The sequence below is a fragment of the Ferrimonas sp. SCSIO 43195 genome (assembly GCF_023716685.1).
In the GTDB taxonomy this organism is placed as follows: Bacteria; Pseudomonadota; Gammaproteobacteria; order Enterobacterales; family Shewanellaceae; genus Ferrimonas; species Ferrimonas kyonanensis.
Genome location: NZ_CP072679.1, coordinates 3,522,572 through 3,547,221, shown reverse-complemented (window position 1 = coordinate 3,547,221; position 24,650 = coordinate 3,522,572). Strand labels below are relative to the sequence as shown.

22 protein-coding genes are annotated in these 24,650 nt (G+C 56.7%); 14 read left to right on the top strand and 8 right to left on the bottom strand.

Going from position 1 to position 24,650, the window contains the following annotated elements:
• Nucleotides 1–109: 109 nt before the first annotated feature.
• From J8Z22_RS16440 to J8Z22_RS16425, 4 genes are all read left to right on the top strand, one after another.
• Nucleotides 110–1,627, top strand: coding sequence for a flavocytochrome c (locus J8Z22_RS16440; protein ID WP_028114585.1), 1,518 nt, complete (start codon nt 110–112; stop codon nt 1,625–1,627).
• A 29-nt stretch (nt 1,628–1,656) separates the two neighbouring features.
• Nucleotides 1,657–2,052 (top strand): cytochrome c3 family protein, encoded by a 396-nt coding sequence (locus J8Z22_RS16435; protein WP_371878139.1) that lies wholly within the window; start codon nt 1,657–1,659, stop codon nt 2,050–2,052.
• Nucleotides 2,053–2,198: 146 nt separating this feature from the next.
• The gene (locus tag J8Z22_RS16430) at nt 2,199–3,455 is read left to right on the top strand and encodes a hypothetical protein (RefSeq protein ID WP_252010488.1); all 1,257 of its coding nucleotides are present in this window, start codon (nt 2,199–2,201) and stop codon (nt 3,453–3,455) included.
• Between the two features lie 199 nt (nt 3,456–3,654).
• Nucleotides 3,655–4,773 (top strand): hypothetical protein, encoded by a 1,119-nt coding sequence (locus J8Z22_RS16425; protein ID WP_028114583.1) that lies wholly within the window; start codon nt 3,655–3,657, stop codon nt 4,771–4,773.
• A gap of 326 nt (nt 4,774–5,099) precedes the next feature.
• Here the strand turns inward: J8Z22_RS16425 and J8Z22_RS16420 are convergent, their stop codons facing one another.
• A complete protein-coding gene (locus tag J8Z22_RS16420; protein ID WP_252007109.1) occupies nt 5,100–5,966 on the bottom strand; it encodes a LysR family transcriptional regulator in 867 nt (288 codons plus the stop codon).
• 109 nt (nt 5,967–6,075) lie between these two features.
• Here J8Z22_RS16420 and J8Z22_RS16415 point away from each other — a divergent pair, with 109 nt between their 5' ends.
• From J8Z22_RS16415 to J8Z22_RS16400, 4 genes are all read left to right on the top strand, one after another.
• Nucleotides 6,076–6,714 (top strand): TetR/AcrR family transcriptional regulator, encoded by a 639-nt coding sequence (locus J8Z22_RS16415; RefSeq protein WP_028114581.1) that lies wholly within the window; start codon nt 6,076–6,078, stop codon nt 6,712–6,714.
• Between the two features lie 156 nt (nt 6,715–6,870).
• Nucleotides 6,871–7,128, top strand: coding sequence for a DUF2282 domain-containing protein (locus tag J8Z22_RS16410; protein ID WP_371878138.1), 258 nt, complete (start codon nt 6,871–6,873; stop codon nt 7,126–7,128).
• Nucleotides 7,125–7,964 carry a DUF692 domain-containing protein gene (locus J8Z22_RS16405; RefSeq protein WP_252007108.1) on the top strand — a complete coding sequence of 280 codons (840 nt, stop codon included), beginning with the start codon at nt 7,125–7,127 and terminating at the stop codon, nt 7,962–7,964. Before J8Z22_RS16410 ends, J8Z22_RS16405 begins: the two co-directional genes overlap by 4 nt.
• On the top strand, nt 7,961–8,710 hold the full coding sequence (locus tag J8Z22_RS16400; RefSeq protein WP_252007107.1) for a putative DNA-binding domain-containing protein: 750 nt from the start codon (nt 7,961–7,963) through the stop codon (nt 8,708–8,710). The genes J8Z22_RS16405 and J8Z22_RS16400 overlap by 4 nt, the downstream gene beginning before the upstream one ends.
• Here the strand turns inward: J8Z22_RS16400 and J8Z22_RS16395 are convergent.
• From J8Z22_RS16395 to yegD, 6 genes are all read right to left on the bottom strand, one after another.
• Entirely contained in the window at nt 8,707–9,306 is a 600-nt protein-coding gene (locus J8Z22_RS16395) for a DUF3501 family protein (RefSeq protein WP_028114577.1), read from the bottom strand. The two genes, J8Z22_RS16400 and J8Z22_RS16395, sit on opposite strands and share 4 nt — an antisense overlap.
• 15 nt (nt 9,307–9,321) lie before the next feature.
• Nucleotides 9,322–10,650 (bottom strand): heterodisulfide reductase-related iron-sulfur binding cluster, encoded by a 1,329-nt coding sequence (locus tag J8Z22_RS16390; protein ID WP_252007106.1) that lies wholly within the window; start codon nt 10,648–10,650, stop codon nt 9,322–9,324.
• Between the two features lie 48 nt (nt 10,651–10,698).
• Nucleotides 10,699–11,118 (bottom strand): rubrerythrin family protein, encoded by a 420-nt coding sequence (locus J8Z22_RS16385; RefSeq protein WP_028114575.1) that lies wholly within the window; start codon nt 11,116–11,118, stop codon nt 10,699–10,701.
• Between the two features lie 238 nt (nt 11,119–11,356).
• A complete protein-coding gene (gene gpt / locus J8Z22_RS16380) occupies nt 11,357–11,815 on the bottom strand; it encodes a xanthine phosphoribosyltransferase (RefSeq protein WP_028114574.1) in 459 nt (152 codons plus the stop codon).
• A 222-nt stretch (nt 11,816–12,037) separates the two neighbouring features.
• Nucleotides 12,038–14,890, bottom strand: coding sequence for an alkaline phosphatase family protein (locus tag J8Z22_RS16375; RefSeq protein ID WP_252007105.1), 2,853 nt, complete (start codon nt 14,888–14,890; stop codon nt 12,038–12,040).
• Between the two features lie 136 nt (nt 14,891–15,026).
• A complete protein-coding gene (gene yegD / locus J8Z22_RS16370; protein ID WP_252007104.1) occupies nt 15,027–16,397 on the bottom strand; it encodes a molecular chaperone in 1,371 nt (456 codons plus the stop codon).
• Between the two features lie 243 nt (nt 16,398–16,640).
• Here yegD and J8Z22_RS16365 point away from each other — a divergent pair, with 243 nt between their 5' ends.
• From J8Z22_RS16365 to J8Z22_RS16345, 5 genes are all read left to right on the top strand, one after another.
• Entirely contained in the window at nt 16,641–16,991 is a 351-nt protein-coding gene (locus J8Z22_RS16365; protein WP_156897129.1) for a curli production assembly/transport protein CsgE, read from the top strand.
• Nucleotides 16,992–17,009: 18 nt separating this feature from the next.
• Entirely contained in the window at nt 17,010–17,396 is a 387-nt protein-coding gene (locus J8Z22_RS16360) for a curli assembly protein CsgF (protein ID WP_051252904.1), read from the top strand.
• Nucleotides 17,396–18,157, top strand: a complete 762-nt coding sequence (locus J8Z22_RS16355) for a CsgG/HfaB family protein (RefSeq protein WP_028114569.1) — start codon at nt 17,396–17,398, stop codon at nt 18,155–18,157. The genes J8Z22_RS16360 and J8Z22_RS16355 overlap by 1 nt, the downstream gene beginning before the upstream one ends.
• Nucleotides 18,158–18,396: 239 nt before the next feature.
• Complete coding sequence (locus J8Z22_RS16350; protein WP_084144553.1) at nt 18,397–18,891, top strand: hypothetical protein; 495 nt, start codon at nt 18,397–18,399, stop codon at nt 18,889–18,891.
• A gap of 20 nt (nt 18,892–18,911) precedes the next feature.
• Nucleotides 18,912–20,678, top strand: a complete 1,767-nt coding sequence (locus tag J8Z22_RS16345) for a hypothetical protein (RefSeq protein ID WP_252007103.1) — start codon at nt 18,912–18,914, stop codon at nt 20,676–20,678.
• A 73-nt stretch (nt 20,679–20,751) separates the two neighbouring features.
• Here the strand turns inward: J8Z22_RS16345 and J8Z22_RS16340 are convergent, their stop codons facing one another.
• Entirely contained in the window at nt 20,752–21,387 is a 636-nt protein-coding gene (locus tag J8Z22_RS16340) for a response regulator transcription factor (RefSeq protein WP_051252902.1), read from the bottom strand.
• A gap of 1,926 nt (nt 21,388–23,313) precedes the next feature.
• Here J8Z22_RS16340 and J8Z22_RS16335 point away from each other — a divergent pair.
• Entirely contained in the window at nt 23,314–24,351 is a 1,038-nt protein-coding gene (locus tag J8Z22_RS16335) for an IS110 family transposase (RefSeq protein ID WP_252007102.1), read from the top strand.
• The last annotated feature ends 299 nt before the right edge of the window (nt 24,352–24,650 follow it).

Below are 24,650 nucleotides of genomic sequence, written 5' to 3'. Positions count from 1 at the left end.
TTTGTTCTTCAGAAAAAATAATTCGTGATAAGGGTCTGACTATCCCGTTTTGGAATTGGTTCCATCTTTATGATTTGTCCTGAGATAACTAAACAAGGGTGAGAACCAGATGAGTAATGTTGATCTGTTAGGACGCCGTAACTTTATTAAGGGACTGGGCGCAGCAAGTGTCGCTATGGCCGCACCGGCCATGGCTACCTCCATCAGTTCCGACGGTGTGAAGTGGGATGAGACAGTAGAGATCGCCATCATCGGCTCCGGCTTTGCCGGTCTGGCCGCAGGCATCGAATCTGCTCGTAAGGGCTGTAAGTCAGTCACCATCTTTGAAAAGATGCCGGTATTCGGTGGTAACTCCGCCATTAACGGTGGTCTGTTTGCCGCACCGGGCACGCCGATGCAGAAAGAGAAGGGCGTGAAGGATTCCGTAGACCGGATGGTTGCCGACCAGCTGAAGTCTGGCCGCGGTATCGCCGACGAGGCGCTGCTGCGTCACGTGGCCTCTCACGCCAACGAAGCGCTGAGAATGACTCAGGATGCCGGTGCGGTGTTCCACCCTTACCTGCAGCAACTGGGCGGTCACTCCGTACCTCGTACCTACCAGACCACGGTAAGCTGTGGTGCTGGTATTACTCAACCTCTGGTACGTGAGTGCCGCAAGGTGGGCGTAAACCTGGTTAGCCGTACCAAGTTTGACGGTTTCATCCTGGATGAAGCGGGCAAAGTGGAAGGCGTGAAGCTGAAGAAGGGCTACTACTTCGGTGAAGAAGATACCGGCGAAAGCATCTATGTTCGTGCGACCCGCGGCGTGATCATGGCCACCGGTGGTTTTGCTCAGAACATCGACCTGCGTATGGCCCAGGATCCAACCCTGACCGCCGAAGTAGGCTGCACCAACGCCAAGGGCGCGACCGGTGAAGGCATGTTCGAAATGTTCCGTCTGGGCGCGATTCCAGTGCACATGGCTCACATTCAGTCCGGCCCATGGGCGTCTCCGGATGAAGGTGGTTTCGGCTACGTGTCTAACTACTCCATCTTTAACTTCCCGCACTCCATCGCGGTAAACCGCATGACCGGTAAGCGTTTCATGAACGAAATTGCCGACCGTAAGACCCGTGCGGACGCCGAGCTGTCCTGTCGTGATGCTAAGGGTGAGGCCCTGCCACCCATCATGATCACCAGCTACGAGCACGCCAACCAGCACCCGAACTGTAAGAAAGTTCTGAAGTACGGTGTCGGCTGGAAGTTTGACTCTCTGGAAGAGCTGGCGAAGCACTTCGACGTGCCGCTGAAGCCTCTGAAAGCCCAAATCGAAGAGTACAACGGCTACGTGAAGTCCGGTGTGGATGAGCAGTTCGGCAAGAACATGGGTAAAGCCAAAGGTAAGTACCTGAAAGCGCCATTCACCGTGGTACGTCTGTGGCCAAAAGTGCACTACTGCCAGGGCGGTGTTCAGGTGAACACCAAAGCGGAAGTGAAAGACAGCTTCACTGGCCAGCGCATCGAAGGTCTGTACGCCGCCGGCGAAGTGTGTGGCGGTATCCACGGTGTCAGCCGTCTGGGTAGCTGCTCCATTCCAGAGTGTATGGTAATGGGCATGACCGCTGCACGCAGCATCATGGGCGCCTGAGTCAACAACGGTTTATAGAGGAATAGATGATGAAAAAGTTAATGACCCTGGCTGCTGTTGCTGCTGTGCTGGCTAGCACAAACGTTGCTGCTGAGATCAAGGCAGACGCTTCCCTGGTAGACCAGGGTATGGTTGAAGGCCGTACGTATCACCAGAAGTTCTACGACAAAGAGAACTGCAAGGTGTGTCACGGCACCAACGCGCCAAGCTACCGTCCTGCTGATGACACCTGCCTGAAGTGCCACAAAGTGGACAAGCTGGCCAAGAAAACCGCCCGTAAAGGCGAAGAAGAATGGCAGAACCCGCACAACAACCTGCACTACGGCAAAGAGGTGCCTTGCACCGAGTGTCACGCTGAGCACGAAGCCAAGCAGCCACTGTGTAACGACTGCCACACCTTTAAGTTCGACAAGCATAAGCACTAAAAATATCTGCTGAACTTTATGGGTTAACCGGCATCTTTAGGGGCATCCCCTTCCGATAAGCGCCACCGCTCCTTGGGTGCCGGACACTATTTAGCCCTCTTACCGTTGTTAAAGTAAGAGGGCTTTTATTTTTGGATGACACGATGATGAAAACCTCAATTCTGTTGGCTGGCCTGTTGGCCGCAAATAGCGCGATTGCAGCAGACATTCCTGATTTTCTTGATAAAAAAGAAATTCAGAATGCCGAATTTAAATGCCTGGGTGAACCAGCAATTTATTCTAAATCTGAACAGAAGTACGTTGATATTCTGTGGCAGGAAACTCTGAAGTACCTGGAAGGGTACGCCGTGGCACTGAGTACCACTGACGGCAACTGCCGTAACTCAGATCAGACCATGTATCAGACCAATACTCACGACCTGAAAGGTCCGCAGTACATGTGCATCATGGACCGTCGCGACATGAAACTGATGGTCAAGCACATCTACGCGGTGATCAACAATCCGGACAAAGCCAAGCAGTGCTTCGGTGCCCGTGAAGATGTGAACTGGATCTACAGCCCAGGTGGCGAGCTGGAGAAAAACTCTCCGGTTGCCCAGTGGCTGAACCGCACCACCTTTGAAGAGTTCTTCGACAAGAAGGTGACCGACAAAGAGGTGAAGGAGTTTGGTAAATCGTTCACTAAGAACTTTGCCAAGATGGTGACCGGTGATGACATTCAACTGCCGGCCGCCTTCCCGTTTGACGTCAGTGCCAATGCCTTGCCGAACCTGTGGGCCTCTGTGGGCTGGTTCCCGATGTACGCCGAAGACAGTGAGCGCAACAAGCGCAACTTCGATAAGACCCGTGGTAACTACGCCTACGCCGAAGTCTTCGGTCACTGGGGCCTGCTGCGCATCGATGAGATCAACAACGAGAAAGTGGGCGCCGAAGTGGGCATGGTGACTCAGCGCATCGACTCTTTCTACCCGTACCACAACCACGCCATCTCCGAGATCTACTACACCATGCGCGAGCCAGCGTGTGCCGATGAGTTCCAGAACTTTGCCGTTCGTGAAGACAGCCCGTTGGTGAAAACCATCAGCGAAACCGACACCATTCGTGAGGTGGAGATTGACGCCGGCATGCCGAATGAGGCGTGGTTCTGGGCCAATACCTCTCCGAAAAAAGACGACCTGGCTTACTTCCATCAGAACACCATCCACGCGTTCAACTACAACGGTGCCAACTGTCACGCCAAGCCAGAAGAGAAGGCGATTGTGACCGTGTGGGCCCGTTCTAACGCCAACGATAAGCGCAACGACTACGGCACCACCCGCCTGTGCGAATCGGCCGAGCACCCGGACACTCCGGCCATGCGCGGCGAGAAGATCCGCTGTGACCTGACCAAGACCAAGTTCTAACGACTCACCCGATGGCTGCCCCCGGTGGGGGGCGGCTGTTGCCCTTGTGAGTTGGATGCCTGCACCACCCCTATAACTACAGGACCGCGCCCCTGGGCATCCGCGCGGCTTTCACAGACTCAACAGCATCCGCTTGCGTGAGCAAGTCGGCTTTGTTGCGCCTGAAAAACAATGATTCTTAAAATAATTAAGGACAGGAATGATGAAATACACAAACACTCTGGCCATGGCAGTGGCAGCCCTGATGGCCGGCGGCAGTTTTACCGTACTGGCTGAAGACGGCATCGATGTCGGTGGTACCGTTCGCGCCAACTACCAGTACAAAAGCTACAGCGACGCCTCCGAAGACAAGATGGGCGACTTCAAGTTCGACATGATGGCGCTGAAATTCAGTGGTGAGCTCAATGGCATTGGCATGGCGGCGGAATACCGCTTCTTCGATGGCTGGGAAAGCCTGCGTTATGCCTACGCTTTCTATGATTTTAACGAGCAGTGGCAGGGCCGCTTCGGCCTGACCAACGTGCCGTTTGGTAACCCGGGTTACATCTCCAACAGCTTCTGGTTTGGCCTGCCTTACTACCTGGGCTTTGAAGACGATTACGATATGGGCGCCACCTTCCACTACGACGGTGGCAGCTGGAAGACCGACATCGGCCTGTTTAAGAATGCCGAATACAGCGCCTCTCGTAACGAGCGCTACTCGACTGACTTGTACAAAGGCACCGTGAACGGCACCGAGTACAACAACGAAGAAACCAACCAGTTAAACCTGCGCCAAGTGTACATCATGGACTATGATGGCGGCAGCGCGACCTTGGGCGGTTCACTGGAGTGGGGCCAGATCTACAACAGCAAGACCGGCGACAACGGCGATCGCTACGCAGTGGCGCTGCACATGGATGCCAAGTACGGCGACTGGAAGCTGCAACTGCAGGCGATGCAGTACGAGTACGATGCCGACAGCCCACAAGATGCCAACAAGATTGCGGTATCCGCCTATGCCTGGCAGTACGAAGTGGCCGCCAAGGGTCAGATCTACAGCGTTAACCTGGCGAAGAGCTTCCCTACCTCCTGGGGCAGCATCACCGTGTATAACGACTTCGGTATGCTGACGCCGGACACCGACGATTCCAGCTATGACGACAGCCTGATGAACGTCACCGGCATGGCCATCGCCGCTGGCCCGACGTACACCTACATCGACTTCATTGCCGGTGAGAACATGTACGCCGCCGGTGTCAACGACCACGTTGGCCTGGCTCAGACCGACAGTGGCTGGGACAACCGCATCAACGTTAACTTTGGCTACTACTTCTAAGTAGCCAGACACAGGGGACAGCAGTCTTGTCCCCAACAGGTTACCGCCGAAGGAGAGAGCGGCGGTAGGGGTTTGGTGACCGGGGCATCCTCTGAATAGCTGTGCGGTTTCATCATCATCAAAACTCCCTGCATTGGCCTTAGGTTCGATGCCTGGGTCACCGAACTCCGTCCTGAATCGTGCGCCGCAACCTTGTTGCGGCGCACTTTTTTTAGGCTCCCTGCCAAGGTAGGGGCTGCTGCGTAACAGCGAATCGATCAGCAGAGTTTGAGTGTCAGACATGAAAAAGCCCCGCAGTAGCGGGGCTTTTTTTCGAATGGGTTCGATTAGCTGGGGTCGATGACCATCTTGCTGATGTTGGCCTTCAGCAGTGCCCGCAACTGTTCCAGCGCCTTGGTTTCCGACGCCGGGTTGATGTAGAACGACTCGTTGAACATCGGCAGTGGTGGCAACTTGTGCTCTGCGGCATCCAGCACCTGCATCTTGTCGCTGATTCGAAACTCGGCGATGGGGGCAATCACCAGGTCGTCTTCCACCGCCATGCACAGTGCTTGAGGCGATGGGGTCGACAGCAGCACGTTGATGGGGCGCATGGAGATGTTGTGGTTGGCGAACACCTGGGCGCGGATGGGACAGTTTTCCGGGTACAGCGCCATGGGCACGGTCGAACGGTTGTGGGCATTGCCGTTCTTGGCGGCGGCCCAGACAAAGCGGCGTTCAAACAGCAGGTCGCCGTGAGGCTGTGGATGCCAGTGGGTGGCGATGATGGCATCGAACTCGCCGTTTTGCAGGCGCTTAAACAGGTTACCGCTGACGTCGGTATCGATCACCAGCGCCAGGTTGGTGAATTCGCGAATGAATTCAATCAGGCCACTTTCCAGGTACCACTTAACGTAATCCGTTGGCACCCCCAGGCGAATGATCTGCTTGGTATCGGTGTCCTTGAGGTCATCCAGAGCCTGAGAGTTCAACTGCACCATCTTGTAGGCGTAGTTGAGCAGCTTTTCACCGGCTTCGGTCAGGGTGGTGCCGCGGTTGTCGCGTTCCAACAGGGACTGACCGACGCTCTCTTCCAACTTTTTGATCTGCAAGCTCAGCGCGGACTGGGTACGACAAACGCGATCTGCCGCTTTTGACATATTGCCGGTTTCGGCGACGGCGATGAAACTCTCTAAAAGTTCGACTTTGAGCATGGTGTATTCGCTTTGCAAATGATGCCCCAAGTATTACTCAATATTAGGTATGACCAAAGGTTGCTATGGTGTAACTGTGAGTTTCAACATTAAAAATCTGGAGCCGGCCATGAGCAATTGGGAACAACGGGGCAATTTTCTGGTTTCCGTAGCACAGCGCTGTTTGCGGGGACAAAAGAGCTTTAATTTGTGCCGTTCACATTTGGTGAAGGCCAGTCAAATTTCCAAGGGCACGGTGTACAACCATTTTACCAATGAAGCGGATTTGGTGGTCGCGGTGGCCATCGCCGAGTTCCGGGATTTTCTGCAACAGGCCCTTCAGGATGAAGAAACTTACGCCGATCCGCTGCACCGTTTTCTGTACCACCATTGCTGGCGGATGCGCGACGTATTGTGCAACGATCGTTTCGTGATCTCCCGAGTGATGCCCAATACCGATCTGCTGGAGCAGGCCGGCGAATATTACCAGGCGGCGTACAACAAAGCCTGGAACGACTACAACCAGTGGAACAAGGATCTCATTCGAGAGATGGGCGAAGTGCAGGGGTTCGATCGGGGCACTCTGGTTCGTAACTTCGTTCGCGGCACCATGGTGAACATCGATGAAGGCGATACCGATTGCTGTGACATCGAGCTGTACCACCAGTACTGTTATGCCCTGGCGCAACTGCTGGGTCACTCCGATAAGCGGATTCCCACCCGCAACGAACTGTCTCAATGGCTGATTCACCTGCAGCAGGCCGCCTGAACTAATGCACTTATGGTCTATTGATGGACCATATTGTTATCAGCAATTGAGTAACAGACTCGGTCAAACACCTATCTTCTAGTTGAACCCTCTGTGTTTAACTGGAGACAGGCAATGGATAAGCGCAAAACCCTCAATGCAACGCTCGCCGGCTTGATGTCGGTGGGTTTCCTTGTGGCCGCCAATCAAGCCCAGGCCGTGCCGGATCAGCCCGAGGCGTGGGAGAAGTGTGCCGGAGTGGCCAAAAAGGGCATGAATGATTGCGGCGCCCTCGATGGCAGCCACGGCTGTGCCGGTCAGGCCAAAACCGACAACAGTGCCCAGGAGTGGGTGTACGTTCCCCAAGGCACCTGCAAGAAGATTGGCGGTAAAGTGGCCAAGGTGAAACCCGCCAAGGGGATGAAGAAGTCATGATCTCTGGGCGGTTGCCCGGGATCGAGCCTGACAGCGTCAGCATCAGTCTGCGGGAACAACACCTGCAGCAGGTTTTGCAGCGGCGGGAGCCGCTGCCTTTTGTTGAGGTGATGGCAGACAACTACCTGGCGCTTCGCGGCCCCCATTACCAGCTGCTGCAACAGGTGGCGCGGCGCTATCCCGTGGTGCTGCATTGCGTGGGGTTGTCTCCGGGCTCTGGCGGCGCCGATGACGATTACCTGCGCCGCCTGGGTCGCATGGCCTCGGAGTTGGGGGCCATTGCGGTGTCCGATCACCTCAGCGTTAGCCAACTGCCCGGGGGGCGGGTGCATGACTTGCTACCCATCCGCTACCGTCCGGAGATGTTGCCACCGTTGGTGGCGGCCATCCATCGGATTCAGGACGTCACCGGCCTGCCCTTTATCATCGAGAATATTTCCCGCTATCTGGCCTATGCCGACGACTGCCTCGATGAAGGCGAGTTGCTCGACGAGTTGCACCGGCGAACGGGCGCCGGGGTGCTGCTGGACATCAACAACCTGTATGTGACGGCGCATAACCTGGGGCAGTCGCCAATGGCGCTGTTGCGTCGGTTCCCCCTGGGCGCCGTGGCCTATTGTCACCTCGCCGGTTATCAGCAACGCCGTCATCTGCTGGTGGACACCCATGGCAGCCGGGTCAGCGAGCCGGTGTGGCAATTGTACGCCCAGGTGCTCGCCGCCATGGGCCCAAGGCCAACCATCATCGAGTGGGACAACGACATTCCGCCGCTGGAGGTGCTGCTTGAAGAGGCTCGGCGAGCGGAGACGTTGATGCAGCAGCAGGAGGCGATATGAACTGGGTCAGGGATCCGCTGCAGTACCACCGCGTTCAGGGGCCGGCCGGGTTTCAGCCATTGGCGGACGGCATCAGCCTGGATGAGGCGCTGGAGGTCTATCGCCAGAATCGTGCCGGAGCCCTGGTGCAGGCTTTGCTGAGTACTTTTCCGGTGTGCCGCTATGTGTTGGGAGAGGCATTGATGCTGGCGATCTGCCGCAACTGTGCGGCATCGCTGGACGCGGATCAAAGCCTGGAGCGGGTGGGGGCGCAGCTGCTGCCCTGGTTAAGGGGGCAGCCTCAGGGGGCAGCGCTGTTTGCCGATTACCCTTTCCTGCCGGCGCTGCTGCAGTGGGAGTGCGGCTGGCACGGCGCTTATTATGCCTACGACTGGCCACCGCTGAACCCGTCTCGGTGTCAGCAGTGGCTGGGCGGCGACGGCTCGACCCTGGCGCCGTGGCGATTGAATCCTGCACTGACGCTGGTGGCCTCGTCCTATGCCATCGAATCGCTGTGGCTTGGCGGCAGGCGCCTGGTCGAGGGCAGTGATGAGGAGTTGCAGGTTGAGCGAGGCGCGATGGCCTGCTGGGCCATCTGGCCGACGCCGACTGGGGTGGAGTACCGACGGCTGACGGCAGCGGAGTTGGCCAGCCTGCAAACGCTGCGCCTGCCGCTGCGCGGACTCAGCGAGCGGCCGGTTAGGCTGAATCCCGAGCATCTGGTGACGATGATCCAGTGCCAGTGGCTGGTGGCCCGGGATGGTTAGCTGGCGTAATGCATCTCCAGATCTCGGGCCAGGGCGTTTCGCACCTCGGGGGGAGCGGTGATCTTGGCGACGCCGGCCAGGGGGTGATCGATGCCGCAGTGCAGCGATGCACCTTGCTTGATGTCGATGATCGCCTCGGGCGGAAACTCAAATCGAAGAAAGTGAACGCTGGAGGTCTTATCGGCCTCGCTGCGGGCCATGTCCTCGTCGGCGATGGCCATGATTCGCTGGCCGTCTCCCACTTGAAGCCACAGGGTATGCTCGATGCCCGCTAACTGTGCGAGTCGCAGTTTGCGCTCATCGACATTGGTGTACTCAATCAGCATGGTGGCTTTGAGGTTGGTGCCATCGGGGATCAGCGGATTGTAGGCATCCAGCTCCTCCTGAATGCCGGCCCGTTCAAATATTCCCTCGATGCGCAGCATCTCCTGAATCTGGTAGCGAATGGTCAGGGCGTCCTCGAAGCTGAGACGAATGTGCTCGCCTAACTGCAACTGCCGCAGCCGTTTGTGCTCCATGATCTGGCGCCGGAACAACGGCCGTTTTTCTGCGTAGGTTTCCAGAGACCACAGCTGGTCCCGGGTCAGTTTACTCATAGCGGACTCCGACAATTACAACCCATAGGCGTGTCTGAGCAGGGTCATCGGGTGACTGGGTTTAGCGTCGCCCTCCTGCAGGGAGGCCAGGTGGGCGCTGGCCATGGGGCAATCACTGGCAAGATGGGGGGCGGCCTGCTGTGCCAGCTTTCGTACTACCGGCCGGGCGATTTTGACCGCGTGGTCGTAGCTTTCAACCTTGAGGGCGTAGGTGCCGTCATGGCCGGAGCAGCGCTCGATGGCGTCGATGCGGGTGCCGGGGATCAACTGCAGGATGTCGCGGGTCTTGAGACCGATCTTCTGCACCCTCAGGTGGCAGGCGACGTGGTAGCTGACGTCACCCAGTTCATTGGCAAACTCGGTGTTCATCAGCCCGGCCTTGTGGCGCTGATGCAGGTACTCAAATGGATCGAAGAACGCCCGCTGCACCGCCGTCACGTCGGGGTCGTCCGGGTACATCAGCGGCAACTCCTGTTTGAACATCAGCACACAGGAGGGCACCGGCGCGATCACATCGAATCCCTGGCGAACCAGATCCGCCAGTATGGGAATGCTGTGCTGTTTTAACGCCTCGACACTGGCCAGATCCCCCAGCTCCAGCTTGGGCATGCCGCAGCAGTGATTGCCGGGTACCAGCTCGATGTGGATGCCGTTGTGCTGAAACACCTTAAAGAAATCTTCGCCGAGATCCGGTCGATTGGCGTTGCCGTAGCAGGTGGCAAACAGCGCCACTTTACCGCTGGTCTCTCCCGCTGCCACCGGGGTGATTTCCTGGGCCAGCGGTCGGGTACGTTGACGAATGGTGTGGCGATGGTATTGGGGGAGGGTGGCTCGACGGTCGATACCCAGAGTCGCCTCCAGGCCTTTGCGAAAGCCGCTGGAACGATTGAGGGCGTTGACGGTAACGTCCACCAGTGGCAGCGTTGCCAGCCTGCCGACGGCGGTGGTGCTGGTCATCAGCCTATCCCGCAATGGCGGCGGCGACTCTTGAAACTGAACCGCCTTGGCCCGCAGCATCAGGTGGGGAAAGTCCACGTTCCAGTCGTGGGGCGGCACATAGGGACACTTGGTCAGGTAACACAAATCGCACAGGTAGCACTGATTGACCACCTGGGCGTAATCGGCTTTGCGGACGCCATCCACCTCCATGGTGTCGGAGTCGTCCACCAGGCTGAACAGGGTAGGGAAGGCCTGACACAAGCTGACGCAGCGGCGGCAGCCATGGCAGATATCAAACACCCGCTCCAACTCGTGGTCCAGCGATTGCCGGTCGTAGAAGCTGGCTGATTTCCAGTCCAGCGGATGACGAGTGGGAGCGTCCAGACTGCCTTCCCTGTGGGCCATCGATGGCCTCCTTAGCTCGGGTTAGCGAAACTTGACGTCGAGGATGGCTCAGCCATCCAGGTTATCCAGGGCTTTTTGAAAGCGGTTGGCGTGGCTGCGCTCGGCCTTGGCCAGCGTTTCAAACCAGTCGGCTACTTCGTCAAAGCCCTCGTCGCGGGCGGTCTTAGCCATGCCCGGGTACATATCGGTGTACTCATGGGTCTCGCCGGCAATGGCGGCCTTGAGGTTGTGCTCAGTGGCGCCGATAGGTAGGCCGGTGGCAGGATCGCCCACCTCTTCCAGGTACTCCAGGTGGCCATGGGCGTGGCCGGTTTCTCCTTCTGCTGTGGAACGGAACACCGCCGCCACATCGTTATAGCCTTCGATGTCGGCTTTGGAGGCGAAATAGAGGTAACGTCGGTTGGCTTGTGATTCACCGGCAAAGGCGTCTTTCAGGTTTTGCTCGGTCTTGGATCCTTTAAGCGACATGGGCACTTCCTCGTTACAGAGACTGGGGTGCGAGCCTGAGAAAAGGGCTGTTACTCAAAGGTAGTTACTGCAAAAACGCTTCACCAGTGAATATAAATAGAATATTTAGATTGAATTCATCGGCATCTTGGATGGGGCGACTGCATAATGAGACCTGGCCAGCTCAAGTGTCTGACGGGGAGAGGGAAAGCAGTGTGGAGAGAAGGTGCGCAGAGACGGACGCCTCTGCGCGGGCACGTTAGCCTTTGACCAGAGGGTCGACAAAGGTGACGGCCATGTCCCAGGGCTGCTCAATCCAGGTGTCCTGAGGAATATCGACCACATAATCGTCCACCAGGTGTTTGCCTGCAGGTTTGGCGCAAACGGTAACAAAGTGGGCTTTAGGATACAGCTCGCGAATCATCTCGGCGGTGCCGCCGGTGTCGACCAGGTCGTCGATAACGATGAAGCCTTCGCCGTCGCCCGGGGCTTGCTTGACCACGGTCAGGTCGCGCTGGTGGTTGTGATCGTAGCTGGAGATGCAGACGGTATCGACGTAGCGAATGCCGAGCTCGCGGGCCAGAATCGCTGATGGTACAAGGCCGCCACGGCTTACGGCGATGATCCCTTTCCACTGATCCGCAGGCAGAAGGCGCTCGGCCAGTTGGCGGGAATACATCTGCATGTTGTCCCAGGTGATGACGAACTTGTTACTCATGATCCAATGAACCTCAAAAGACAGGGACCGGGTCCGCTGTACTAACTTATGAAAATTTATTGGGCGGTGATTCTAGCAAAAAAACCGGTTTGTGGCCCGGAATTCGCATCCTAAAGTTTAAAAAACAGTGATCTGATTCGGGTTCAAAGTCTAAATGGCTAAAAATCCATCCTTTTAGAGTGGTGACTGGCCTGGTGACAGCGAGTCACCAGGCCGTTGCGGTTAGTGTTGCAACTGCGGCCACAGCGAGGGGAAGCCCCAGCCCTGTTCGCCAGCCACCACCGGCTCGCCGGTCAAATACTGATATAAGGTTGGTGCCAGTGAACCATTGACGGCGGCCGGCAGCGGCGTACGGCTGGTGATCGGGGTGCCCCAGAACCCCAAGAAGGCGTCCTTTTCCAGGTAGTGCTCACCGGCATGGCGGCCGGGTACCAGGGTGTTGTAACCCACGCCCTCTTTCGGGAACAGGTTGATGGTGCCGGCGCGGTCTTCGTCATACAGGTGGGCCAGCTGGTTGACCGAATCGGGCCGTGGGCCAAACTGAGTCAGGGTGCGCCACTGGGTGTCGGTGCACCAGCTGTCGGGCTGAGTCAGGGTCGCCTCGGTCAGGCAGCGACGAAGCAGCGCTCGTTTTTCCGCACTCTGACGCTCGGACAGGGGCGCCAGATAGGGATTGCTGCGGTCCACATCCAGCAGTTTTGGCTGGCCGTGGTTGTCGGCGCGGCGGTAGAACAGTCGATTGCCGTGGCGCTGAATGATCTCATCCTGACGGACGCCGTCGCGATAGCCCACCAACCGCAGGGTGCAGCGGTCGGGGCTGCAAGGGGTTTCCCTGACGGCCAGATAATCCAGCGAGTCGTGCAGGCGGCGGGCGGTGGCGTCAATCAGATCGACTCGGCTGCCCTCGGGAGCTTGCAGTGGAGTCCAGTGGGTCAGCTCATGGTACAGCGGCTGGGTCTGCCAGCCACTGCGAGCGTTGAACAGATCCAGCATAAAGTTGCCGCCGGCGGTGGAGGCGATCACCACATCCAGCTCACGGTTACTGGGGTAGTGATGGGCGTTGGTGATCTTGGGGCCCTCCCCTTCGTCGGAGGAGATCTTGCGCACCGACAGGGGATAGCCCAATTCGGTTTCCAGTGCCTGCAGCACCTCGACTTCCGGGTTGAGGGCGTAGTAGATGGGCGCCAGGCCGTGATCGCCGGCCATGCCCCACAGGGTCTGATCGTAGATGCCGGCCTGCTGATACAGCTCGGTGTAGCGGCCAAGCCAGTAGTCGAGTCGATTCAGTTCGCCGGTGGGCGCGATGATCTCATCGCTGAAGGGACCTTTGAAATGGGCGAAATGATCCGGCCAGGGCAGGTACATCAGCAGATAATCGGGCATCCCCTGTTCCGACAGTGCCGCCAGCTTGCCCAGTCGCTCTTTGAGCAACTGTTTGCGGCTGAGTTTGCTCAGTGGCGCCCACCAGCTCTGCTGCTGGTAACGCTCAATCTCCTCGATTAAGGCACGGCGCTCAGCGCGAATCTTGGGTTCTGCCTGAGCGCGCCTTGCCAGCTCTCCGGCGCAGCGGCGTTCGCCAAAGTCGCGAATGGCCTCTCCCAGCCCCAGGTTCACCAGCGCGTCATAGCTGATCTGGGCGTTCCAGTCATACTGGGCATTGCAGTTCATGGTTTTGAGGTGGGGCAGGCGATCGAACATGGTCTTGGCGCCGTGGTCCTGAAACAGCTTCTCCAGTTGCAGGGCGTCGTTGCCGAAAAAGTAGTAGGCCCGGTCCTTATCCCGATCCACGAAGTGGAAATTGGGAATGCCGGTGCCCCCGGGCCCGGCGACGGTGGCGCCGGTTTTGATGATCGGCAGGTTGCGGACACTGATGGTGGGGGTGGTCGAAGTGCCGTGCTCGGTGATGGCCGTCGGTTGAGTACGGTACAGGGTTTTAAAGAACGGCAGGTAATGGGGATCGGTATCGACGCCTTCGGCCCGGGCTGTAAGGTAATTCAGCTGCTGGCGGTGTTCCGGCTCTACCACGCTGTCGTTATGGGGGCGGTAGGTTTTGTGCTGACGGTAGTTGGCCAGGGCATGGGTGATAAAGGGCGTCGGGGTTGGTGTCACCAGCGCTCGCATCAGTCCCTGCTGCAGGCCGTCCACCGCCACCTGCACCGCAAAGCCCCGTTGATCCTGGCTGGCTAAAAACGCGCGCAATGCGTCTGGGTCGTCGTCCATCTGCTGCTGCATCCAATCGCTGAAGGCATCGATGCGTTTTTGCTCCAGAGCAAACTGGCGGTAGTTTTTCAACACGTTGTAGCGGACAAAGTCGATGAGGGTAATGGTGACGGCTTCGGCTTTGTTGTTGACCGAGCCGGCCCGCTCCGGCGCCGCATCGGCGATGATGGCGGCGACGGCGTGTTTAAACTCTCCCGGGGTCATGTTGGCCTCGAAATCGGTCAACAGGCCGATGATCAGCGGTTGCACCCGTTGAATCAGCGCCCGGTCGGCGGCGCTGTCGTCCAGGTAGCGGTACTCGGCGGGCAGATGACGACCCAGCACCCATTCGTCGTTGTTAAACAGGGCGTCGTACAGGGATACCAGGGTGGCAATCAGCCGATCGTTGATCAGCTCCCCTTCCGGCTCTGCGGCGTCGGCGACCGGGTCATCGACGCTGAACAGCGAATGCTCATAGCGTTTGAGCTCGTCGGTTGAGTATTGCTGTTTCAGGTAGGCCTTGAACACATCGTTGCTGTCGTAGCCGCCGTAGCGGTCTTTGAACATGTACAGGAAGTGACCCAGCTGAATGGCGTACATCGGGTTGGCCAGGCGGCTGATGACCCGGCCCTTGGTGGCACTGTCCAGTGGCAGGGTCAGGATGTAGGTGTCCAGGGTGGTGCCACCGATGGTAAACAGGGTCAGGTCACGGGTGGTGGTGGCCACCAGAGTACTGGTGTCGAGAATCTGCTCCTTGATGATGTGGCTGGCGTGATAGAGGCCACCCACCACGGGCACTTTGCCAATGTCGGCAGCCAGGGCGGGTTGCAGCAGTTGCGTCAGCAGCAATCCGCCGCAAAGAGTCCGCATCATCATGGTGTAATCCTTTGTTTTTCAAACAACAAGGCACAGGGTAGCGGAAAATCGCGTCGGGAGGGAGTGATGAAATGGCAAAGCATGAGCGCGCCGGTAAGGAATCGGCGCGCCCACGGTACGTTAGGCCAGGTTTGAATCAGCGGTAGATGTGGTCAGCCCACAGGGTCAGGCCGGTGGTGACACTGCCAAAGTTGTCGCCGGCCACCAGGGGCAGGCCATAACGTTGGCGGAAAAATTCCTGTACCAGGGGGGAGTTGGAGGTGCCGCCGGTCATAAAGATGACGTCCGGCTGACAGCCGGCCTGGGCGATGGCATCGTCGGCGAGGCGACCAATGGTGTCCAGTGCTTTTTCGGCACTGGCTTGAAACTGCTGCTGATCGACCTGAGCCTGCAGGCTCGCCTCCAGGAAGCTCAGATCCACCTGGGTATTGGGCTGGTCACTGAGGGCGATCTTCGCTCGCTCGGCGTAGGCGCTCAACTGGTAGGTCTGGCGTTCGTTGGCCAGAGTCAACAGCCGGCCCACTTCGGTCAGCTCGGGTTCCCGTCTCAGGCTGTCCAGTAGCCGGCGGGTGTCGGCGTCGTAGAAGCGGGTCTGTGACGACAGATCGTTGATGGCGGCAGCGTCCCAGTACGGCTTAACCGGCACCGGCTTGCCACTGGGCTGCATCAGCCGTGAGCCCAGATGAGGCATCAGGCTCTGGAAGTTCAGGGCGATGTCGAAGTCGTTGCCGCCCACCCGGACCCCGGCATACCCGAGAACCAGGTCTTGATGGTCTTTTTGCTGCAGGTAATTCGGCCCCATGGTGACCAAAGAGATGTCGCTGGTGCCACCGCCGATGTCCACCACCAGTACCTTCTGTTCTTCGGTCAGCTGCTGCTGATAGGCCAGGCCGGCGGCCATGGGTTCGTACAAAAACTCCACCTGCTTAAAGCCCACAAAGCGGGCGGCGTTGTTCAGAATCTGCAGGGCCTGACGATTGCTGTCATCGCTGTTCAGGCCCTGGAAGTTAATGGGACGACCGATGACCACCTTGTCGGGACGGGCCTGACCGGCCTGATCCAACTGGCACAGCAGGTGCCACATCATGGCGGCGACCACATCTTCAAACTGCTGTTGTTGCGGCGGTAACAGGCCACTGGCACCGAGAAAACTCTTCGGTGATTTGACGTAATAACAGTCGGCGGGGTCTTCCAGATAGTGATTCAGGGCGCTGGCGCCAAACTCCAGTGAGTCGCCATAGCCATCGAGCTTTAGTTCGTTCATGGCGCGGGTGCTGGCGGGCAGTTGGCCACGACGGGCTTGCTGGAACGGTGAGTGCAGTTGGTGCTGCTGTAATTGTTTAAACAGCCAGGCCGCCATCATCTCCCGCTGCGGAGCAAACAGCGTCGAACTCATGTAGCGACCGTGATCCGGCAGCTCCACCAGTTGAACTGCCGCACCGGCCATCACGCCAATGGCGCAGTTGGAGGTGCCGAAATCAAAACCTGCGATGTTGGAGTGTGTCATGGCCTGTCCGTCGTCGAAGAAAAGCCGCGCAGAATACCCAATGTGCTGCTGCCATACAAGCGATGTGACGGGGATTAGTCCGCTGGCGCTTCAAACCCGCCATTTGGCTAGTACCCCGCTGCTCTGGTGCGCTTTACCATCGGGACTGACTGGGACGGATTCGGGAGCGTCGACATGGCGAAAGCCGGCAACAATGCACTGCGGCGATGGTTGCTGATCGGACTGCTGGCATTGGCGGCGCTGATGGGCGGGATGCCGGTGGCATCTGCCGGGGCCGACATTGAGCTGGACGGCATGCTTATCGACCGCACCATTACCCGCTTTGGTAAGGACTTTTTGTATTACTACGGCAACTACTGGCGTGATTTGCCCGGCACCCAGGGCTTCACGGTCACCGTCTATGAAACCGTGTATCCCCAGGCCGGTACTCGACTGTGGATACTGATTAATCAAACCAAGGTGTATGAAACCTACTTTGGGCGGCGCCACAACAACATGAAGCAGCGCGCCGACGACGCCATGCTGATCACCATTGATCATGTGGCCCAGGTCAAGGCAGACATCATGCTGGGGCATCAGGACCAACGCTGGTGACACGGCTAAGGAGTGACGATGAAACGGGCAGTGGCAATGATGGCGCTGTTGGTGAGCGGGCCGGTGGGGGCGACGCAGCTGACGTACACGCCAATTAATCCGAGTTTTGGTGGTAACCCCTTAAATGGGTCTTTCCTGTTAAATAAAGCACAATCGCAGAACGATCATAAAGAAGCGTATAAAGAAGCCAGCTTTGTTGAACAATTCCAGGATGCACTGGAACGCAATTTGTTATATAGCCTGACCAGTGACATCTCCAACGGTGAATTTACTGCCGGCACCTATAATACCGGCGAGTATATCGTCGAAGTGCTGGATACCGATCCGGACAATATTCTGGTGAAAATTACCGATATCGCGACCGGAGAAATAACCGAAATCATTCTGCCGAGGCTGAGTTACTGATGAAAAAACTGTCATTGATGCTTGGCCTGTTGCTGCTCGGCGGGTGTGCAGCCTTTTCCAAGCCAGAACTGTTTATTGAACCCGCCCTAATCGATCCGGTGAGTGACACCATGCAGAGTCTGCAGCAGCAGCCGACGCCTCAGTACCGGATTCCGGTGGCGGTGTACGCGTTCCGGGATCAGACCGGTCAGTACAAGCCTCAGGCCAACGTCAGTTCATTTTCGACCGCGGTCACTCAAGGGGCTACCTCGATGCTGATTCAGACGTTGCTGGACACCCATTGGTTTGATCCGGTCGAGCGTGAAGGGCTGCAGAACCTGCTGACCGAGCGCAAGATCATTCGCCAGAGAATGGATGGCAATGCCGATACCATGGGCACTCTGGCCGATGCAAGGCTGCTGTTTGAGGGCGGCATCGTGTCCTACGACACCGACGTGGAGACCGGGGGCATCGGAATGGAGTACTACGGCATCGGTGCGTCGGAGTTGTTCCGCAAAGACCAGGTGACCCTGTACCTGCGCGCCGTGGATGTGGTGACCGGTAAGATCTTGATTTCGGTGTCGGCCACCAAATACATCTTTTCTCAGGAACTGCGGGCCGGCTTTTTCCGCTACGTCAGTCTAAACCGGCTGGCGGAGGCCGAGGCGGGCTACAGCACCAACGAGCCGGTGCAGCTGTGCGTCAAACAGGCACTGGAAGCGGCGGTGATCGAGGTGATCGAACGGGGGGTGTTGCTGGGGTATTGGGCGGCAGAAAGTTAAATCTTGAGAGCGTGTCTCAGGGCTGCGAAAGCGGCCCTTTTTTATGGCTGAAATAAAATGGGATTAGTCAATTAGAGCTTATTAGTCTGAATGTTCTAGTCCGGATTTAATTGTTTTTGTTACCTTGTTTTAATTCATTGGTTTATCTGTTTTTGGTTATTTTTATTCAGCCGTACGGACTATGTTTTTTCCATTTTAATGTTCTTACTCTATAGAGGCTTGCTAAGTCTGAGGGTGTTATGAAATATCTGCTTGTTTTACTTTTGATGACCAGTTCATGGCTATGTGCCACGGAGCTGTCTCTGCCTTTGCAAGCATTGATTAATCGACCATCTGTGGATGGTTTATTACAGCAAAACAGTCGTAACTATGCACTGGTTCATCAACTGGGCAGCGTCAACCAGGCCGAGATCGTGCAGGCCGGCGGCGTTGGGAATGTGGTCGTATTAACGCAAACAGGATGGCAACAACGCTCGACCCTGAATCAACATGGAAATGGCAACACAGCGATTGTCACTCAGATTGGTAGTGGTAATGCGTCGTCGGTGACTCAGACCGGACGCGGCAATCTCGCCATCAATACCCAGATTACCGACAACAGTGACATCGGCATTAACCAAACCGGGAACTTCAACAAAATCATAGTGAACGACTTTTCTGGTGGTGGTACGCCGCTGGAACAGCAGTTCAACCAAACCGGAAGTTTCCGCACGGTGATCGTGAATCACTATTGAGATGACATTAGGAGAGTACGATGAAACGTGGATTCAATCTGTCAGTAATCACCATTGCCCTGCTCAGTGTGGGCTTCTGTGTCAACGCCGCCGATACCGTCAAGGTGGATCAGAAGGGCGTGGAAAACAGCGCCGAATACCGCTCCTGGGGCGACAACGACGCGCGCTTCCGTCAAAACGGCCAGTTCAACGAGATCAACGCCGCCGACGTGAAATCCACCAACAACCAGATGGATTACCGTCAACATGGTGAAGGCAACGTGATTACCCAGGCCGACTTCGAAGACGGCGGCAACCATACCCTGAAGATGGACCAGAAAGGCCATCAGAATGCCATCGAATTTAACCTGGATCGTGGCGTTGTCGACGGCGACGGTTACAACATGAAACTGGTGCAGGATAGCGCTGCTGGTGCCGGCCACTTGCTGAAGATGGAGCTGCAGGGGGACGGTGAGAAGGCCGACATTGCTCAGATCTCCGGTGATGGCCCTAATCCAGTTGGTCATCGGGTTGAGATGTACACCGTTCGCAGTGATGACAACAACTACACCATCAAGCAGTACGGCGCTGAAAACAGCATCACCTACACCGGCATGTTCGCTGACAATAACACCGTGATGGCGGATCAGCATGGGCGCGAAAACGTCATCGGTGCTCGACTGAACTTCGTGGATAGCAGCATGGCTAAGTTTGACCAGGACGGTCAGCGCAACCAGGCCCAACTGCTGATGGTGGGAAGTGGCCGCCCAATGGATGCCAAGGTAAACCTGTCTCAGCATGGTAAAGACAACCGCCTGCAGTCATTCGTGACCATGGCCGACACCTCGTTGGTTGAAGCGAGGCAAGAGGGCAATGGTAACGTGCTGGGCAGCGCCGTGACTGCCGTGAAAGACACCGAGCTGAAGACCGAACAATATGGCAAGGCCAACATGATCTCGGCCACCGTCAGCTGGGCAGACAGTGCCAAAGTGGTTGTTCGTCAGCAGGGTGAAAGCAACATGGCTGCTGCCAACGTGATGATGGTAAAAGAGAGCAAGATCAAGGCGGATCAGCAGGGGAAATACAATCAAGCGAACCTGGGACTGATCGGCATTAACTTCGAAAACGCCAAGGTCGAAGTGGCCCAGAAAGGCGAAAGTAATGCGCTGGGTGCCATGGTGACCAATGCGGTACGCTCAGAAATGCTGCTGAAGCAGAAGGGCGTAGGCAACCAGTTGGCACTGGGTGTTAATGGCATCGAAGACAGCAACATCAAAGCCAAGCAGCAGGGTCAGTACAACGTCGCCAATCTGCAGGTTGTTGGTGAGGGCGAAAGTCTGAAACTGACCACCGATCAGCAGGGACAGATGAACCAACTGACCGCCCTGGTTACCGATGTCGACAATGCCAAGATTCGCGCTGCCCAACATGGCCAGCAGAATACCGCGATGCTGAATCTGAACGGTAAAGATCAGGGGACCGATGTGGCTATGAATCAACACGGTAGCCTCAATGCCATCTCCCTGATGTCCACCGCCGCCAACCTGTGGGCGGAGATCGATCAGAATGGCGAGTACAACGTCGTAGATCTGGAAACCAACTCCAACGGTGTGGGTAACATCATCGACGTCAGCCAGCAAGGCAACAGCAATACGCTGAGCGGCGATCAGAAGTCCGGCGGCAACACCCTGTTGGCCGATCAGCAAGGCACTGGCAACGTCATTACGTTCCGCCAGACCTCCTACGGCAACACCGCTGACTTCACCCAGCAAGGCACAGGCAACGTCATCTCCGTCAGCCAGTTCTAATCTGCGCTGAATGCCTGTGATGGCTCCCGCCTTCGGGCGGGAGCCTTTTTACAGCGGATTAAACAGGAGGGATTCAGTTCAGCTTGCCGACCAGCTCGGCGCGGCTGTGGGTTTCGGTTTTACGAAATACCGATGCCAGGTGGGCCTTTACGGTGCACTCACTGATGAACAGTTGGCGGGCAATCTCCTTGTTGCTGGCCCCCAGGGCCACCAGGCGAACCACACCGAGTTCCCGCTCGGTCAGTTTGCTGATGCCATCGCCATTGCTGATGTGGAGCTTATGGTTGTCCTTAATGAGTTGTGACAGGGCCTGCTCCATATGCTGGCGTTTAAACCATAAACCGCCGCTGAGCATGGTCTGTACACCGGTGAGTGCCCGTTCCACCTTGTCGCTGCGGTACAGGATGCCGCGCACGCCGTGGTGAATCAGGGTGACCGGATTGCAGCGACTTTCGACGGCATCGTAGACGGTAACGAATTGATGCAGTAGCAGTGGCTCCAGCCAACTGGCGACGGTACCGTTGATGGCGGGCATGCGATCGGCGGCGATCATAAACAGGGTCGACGGATGGCGCTCGGCATACTCGGTGACCTGATGATGGCCATTGAGTTCGGCCACCTCACTCGCCAATGTTTGGCAAAGCTGATGCAAAGGTGAATTCAGCCCGGGCGAGTGCAAAAAACAGATGCTGGTTATCGACTTCTCCATGTTGACCTCTTATCCATGTCCACTGTGGGTAAGTGGCTCGTCATTTCACAATATCGTAACACTTGGCTGGGTCACTTTGATTGCGATCAACAATGATTCCGATGCGGCTCCTTTCTCAAAGGTAATGATTTTATTAGATCTTTCTAATGGTCGGGCCAGTCAATGTGGCAAAAATGAAATGCGCTGCTCAGGCCCGTCAGTAAGCCATTTGCGGTAAGTGAATCTTGGTTTTTGAACGGGTGAATTGCGTTTATTGAAACACTCGTTAGCGCAATGCCAGAGCACCGGCAGCTGGCCTGATGCAACCAGAATGAGCATGTTGCAGTTATGTTGACGGAGACTGAGTCTTGGTGTTGGCGAACTTCAGAGTCAAAGTCACTGGGCCCTCGCGTTCGCAAGGGCGACGGTGCTTATGGGGAGGGGGAGTAGTAAACGAGCAGTTGTGACGTTGCAGCAGAGATCGGTGCGGGTCATTACACTCAACAATCTAAAAAACCTTCCGTCATGCCCGCGAACGCGGGTAGCCAGCGTCTTTCGTTGGCTTAAATCCAGAGTCAAAGTCACTGGGCCCTCGCGTGCGCAAGGGCGACGGATGGGGGTTGGGCCTTGCGTTCGCAATGAGCGACGACCCTTCCTCCGTCATGCCCGCGAACGCGGGTAGCCAGTGTCTTTCGTTGGCTTAAATCCAGAGTCAAAGTCACTGGGCCCTCGCGTTCGCAAGGGCGACGATGCGAATGGGTAGGGGAAGTAGTAAACGAGCAGTAATTGCGGTGTCGGCAGAGTTCGGTGCTGGTTGTTCTTCTCACCAACCTTAAACCCCCCTCCGTCATGCCCGCGAACGCGGGTAGCCAGTGTCTGTGCCTTTTGTCATTCTTGCGCAGGCGAGAATCCAGCGTCTTTCCCCAAGATCAAAATCAAAGTCACTGGGCCCTCGCGTTCGCAAGGGCGACGGTGCGAATGGGTAGGGGGAGTAGTAAACGAGCAGTAATTGCGGTGTCGGCAGAGCTCTGTGCTGGTTGTTCTCCTCACCAACTTTAAATATCCCTCCGTCATGCCCGCGAACGCGGGTATCCAGTGTCTTTTGTTGGTTAGTCGAGAAGCAAAGCCACTAGGCCCTCGCGTTCGCAAGGGCGACGGTGCGAATGGGTAGGGGGAGTAGTAAACGAGCAGTAATTGCGGTGTCGGCAGAGCTCTGTGCTGGTTGTTCTCCTCACCAACTTTAAATATCCCTCCGTCATGCCCGCGAACGCGGGTATCCAGCGTCTGCGCCTTTTGTCATTCTTGCGCAGGCGAGAATCCAGTGTCTTTCCCCAAGATCAAAATCAAAGCCACTGGGCCCTCGCGTTCGCAAGGGCGACGGTGCGAATGGGCAGGGGGAGTAGTAAACGGGCAGTTATTCCGGTGTCGGCAGAGCTCGGTGCGGGTTGTTCTTCTCACCAACCTTAAACACCCCTCCGTCATGCCCGCGAACGCGGGTATCCAGTGTCTTTCTCAAAATCAAAGCCACTGGGCCCTCGCGTTCGCAAGGGCGACGGTGCTAATGGGCAGGGGGAGTAATAAACGAGCAGTAATTGCGGTGTCGGCAGAGTTCGGTGCTGGTTGTTCTTCTCACCAACCTTAAACACCCCTCCGTCATGCCCGCGAACGCGGGTATCCAGCGTCTTTTGTTTAAATCGAGAGTCAAAGTCACTGGGCCCTCGCGTTCGCAAGGGCGACGGTGCTTATGGGGAGGGGGAGTAGTAAACGAGCAGTAATTGCGGTGTCGGCAGAGTTCGGTGCTGGTTGTTCTTCTCACCAACCTTAACCCCCCCTCCGTCATGCCCGCGAACGCGGGTATCCAGTGATGTGATGGACGCCCCCCTACGATACGGCGTCAAATGCGCCAGAATTAAGTTGCGAAACATAATTCCCAGAGGAGCGTCCATCATGTCTATTAAAGCCATTGGAATCGATTTAGCCAAGAGTGTTTTTCAGGTATGTGTTCTGCAGGAGGATGGTTCAATCCTATGGAACCGCAAGGTCAAAAGGGAGAAGTTGCTTCATACCCTGCGCAACTTTCCTGCTAAAACGTTGGTGGCGATGGAGTCTTGTGCTCGCTCCCACTATTGGGGAAGGCGGCTTGAGCAGGCTGGCTATCAGGTGAAGCTCATCCCCGCGCAACACGTTAAGCCGATGGTGTCAGCGCAGAAGAATGATGCCAATGATGCGTTAGCTATTTGCGAAGCGGCGTTCCGGCCGAAGCTGCACTCGGTTCCCATAAAGACCGTCGAGCAGCAAGACATAAAGGCTTTGCGCTGCGTTCGGCAGAGGATGGTTGAATACCGAACCGCCCTTGCTTGTCAGATGCGCGGCTTAGCAGGGGAGTATGGTGTGAACTTCGGCACTGGGATAAAGGTGCTGAGGAAAGAGCTCCCTGACACGATAGAGGACGGTGATAACGACCTGAGTGTTGTCATGCGGGGGTTATTGCTACGGATGCAGAGTGAGCTCAGGGCTCTGGATGAGGAAATCAAAGCCCTAGAGCAGGATATTCATCAGTTGTGTAAACAGCAGCCTCGATATCAATTGCTGCAGGGCATCCCCGGATTCGGTCCTATAGTTGCGGCGGCTTTCGTCAGTGAAGTGGGGGATGGTCTTCAGTTCTCTAATGGCCGGCAATTGTCGGCTTGGTGCGGTCTGGTTCCCAAGCAGCGGAGTACCGGAGGCAAGACCCGGTTAGGCAGTATCACTAAGGCCGGGAATAAGCAGTTGAGGGTGTTGCTGATACACGGAGCGAGAGCGGTATTTGCTCATGTGTCGAACCGAAATGACAGACTGGGGCGATGGCTGAACAAGCTAATAGTGCGCCGAGGTAAGCGCAAAGCGATAGTGGCGTTAGCGAACAAGTTGGCGCGAATAGCCTGGAGCATGACGGTCAGCGGCAACAAGTTTGAACTGACCCATGCGTTTGCAGTAACCAAGTAGTTAAGCTCCCTGAAGTCAGGGAGGTGCATTGAGTACCGCGTAACCTGAGTTTGCAAACCTTGATGAACAAACGGTAATCCGGCCTGGCAAGAGCCTGAAATAAGACCGACAGTAAATGTCGTCCCAGCGTGTAGGCTGCCAGGTTCGGACCACATTATGGCGCTACCTCGAGAAGGTAAAACAGACGCCGGATATACGTCCGCAAACCGACCTCATCAAAGTCTTGCAGTTGCAGGGGCGTCCATATACGTCTTTTGTTGGTTAAACCCAGAGTCAAAGCCACTGGGCCCTCGCGTTCG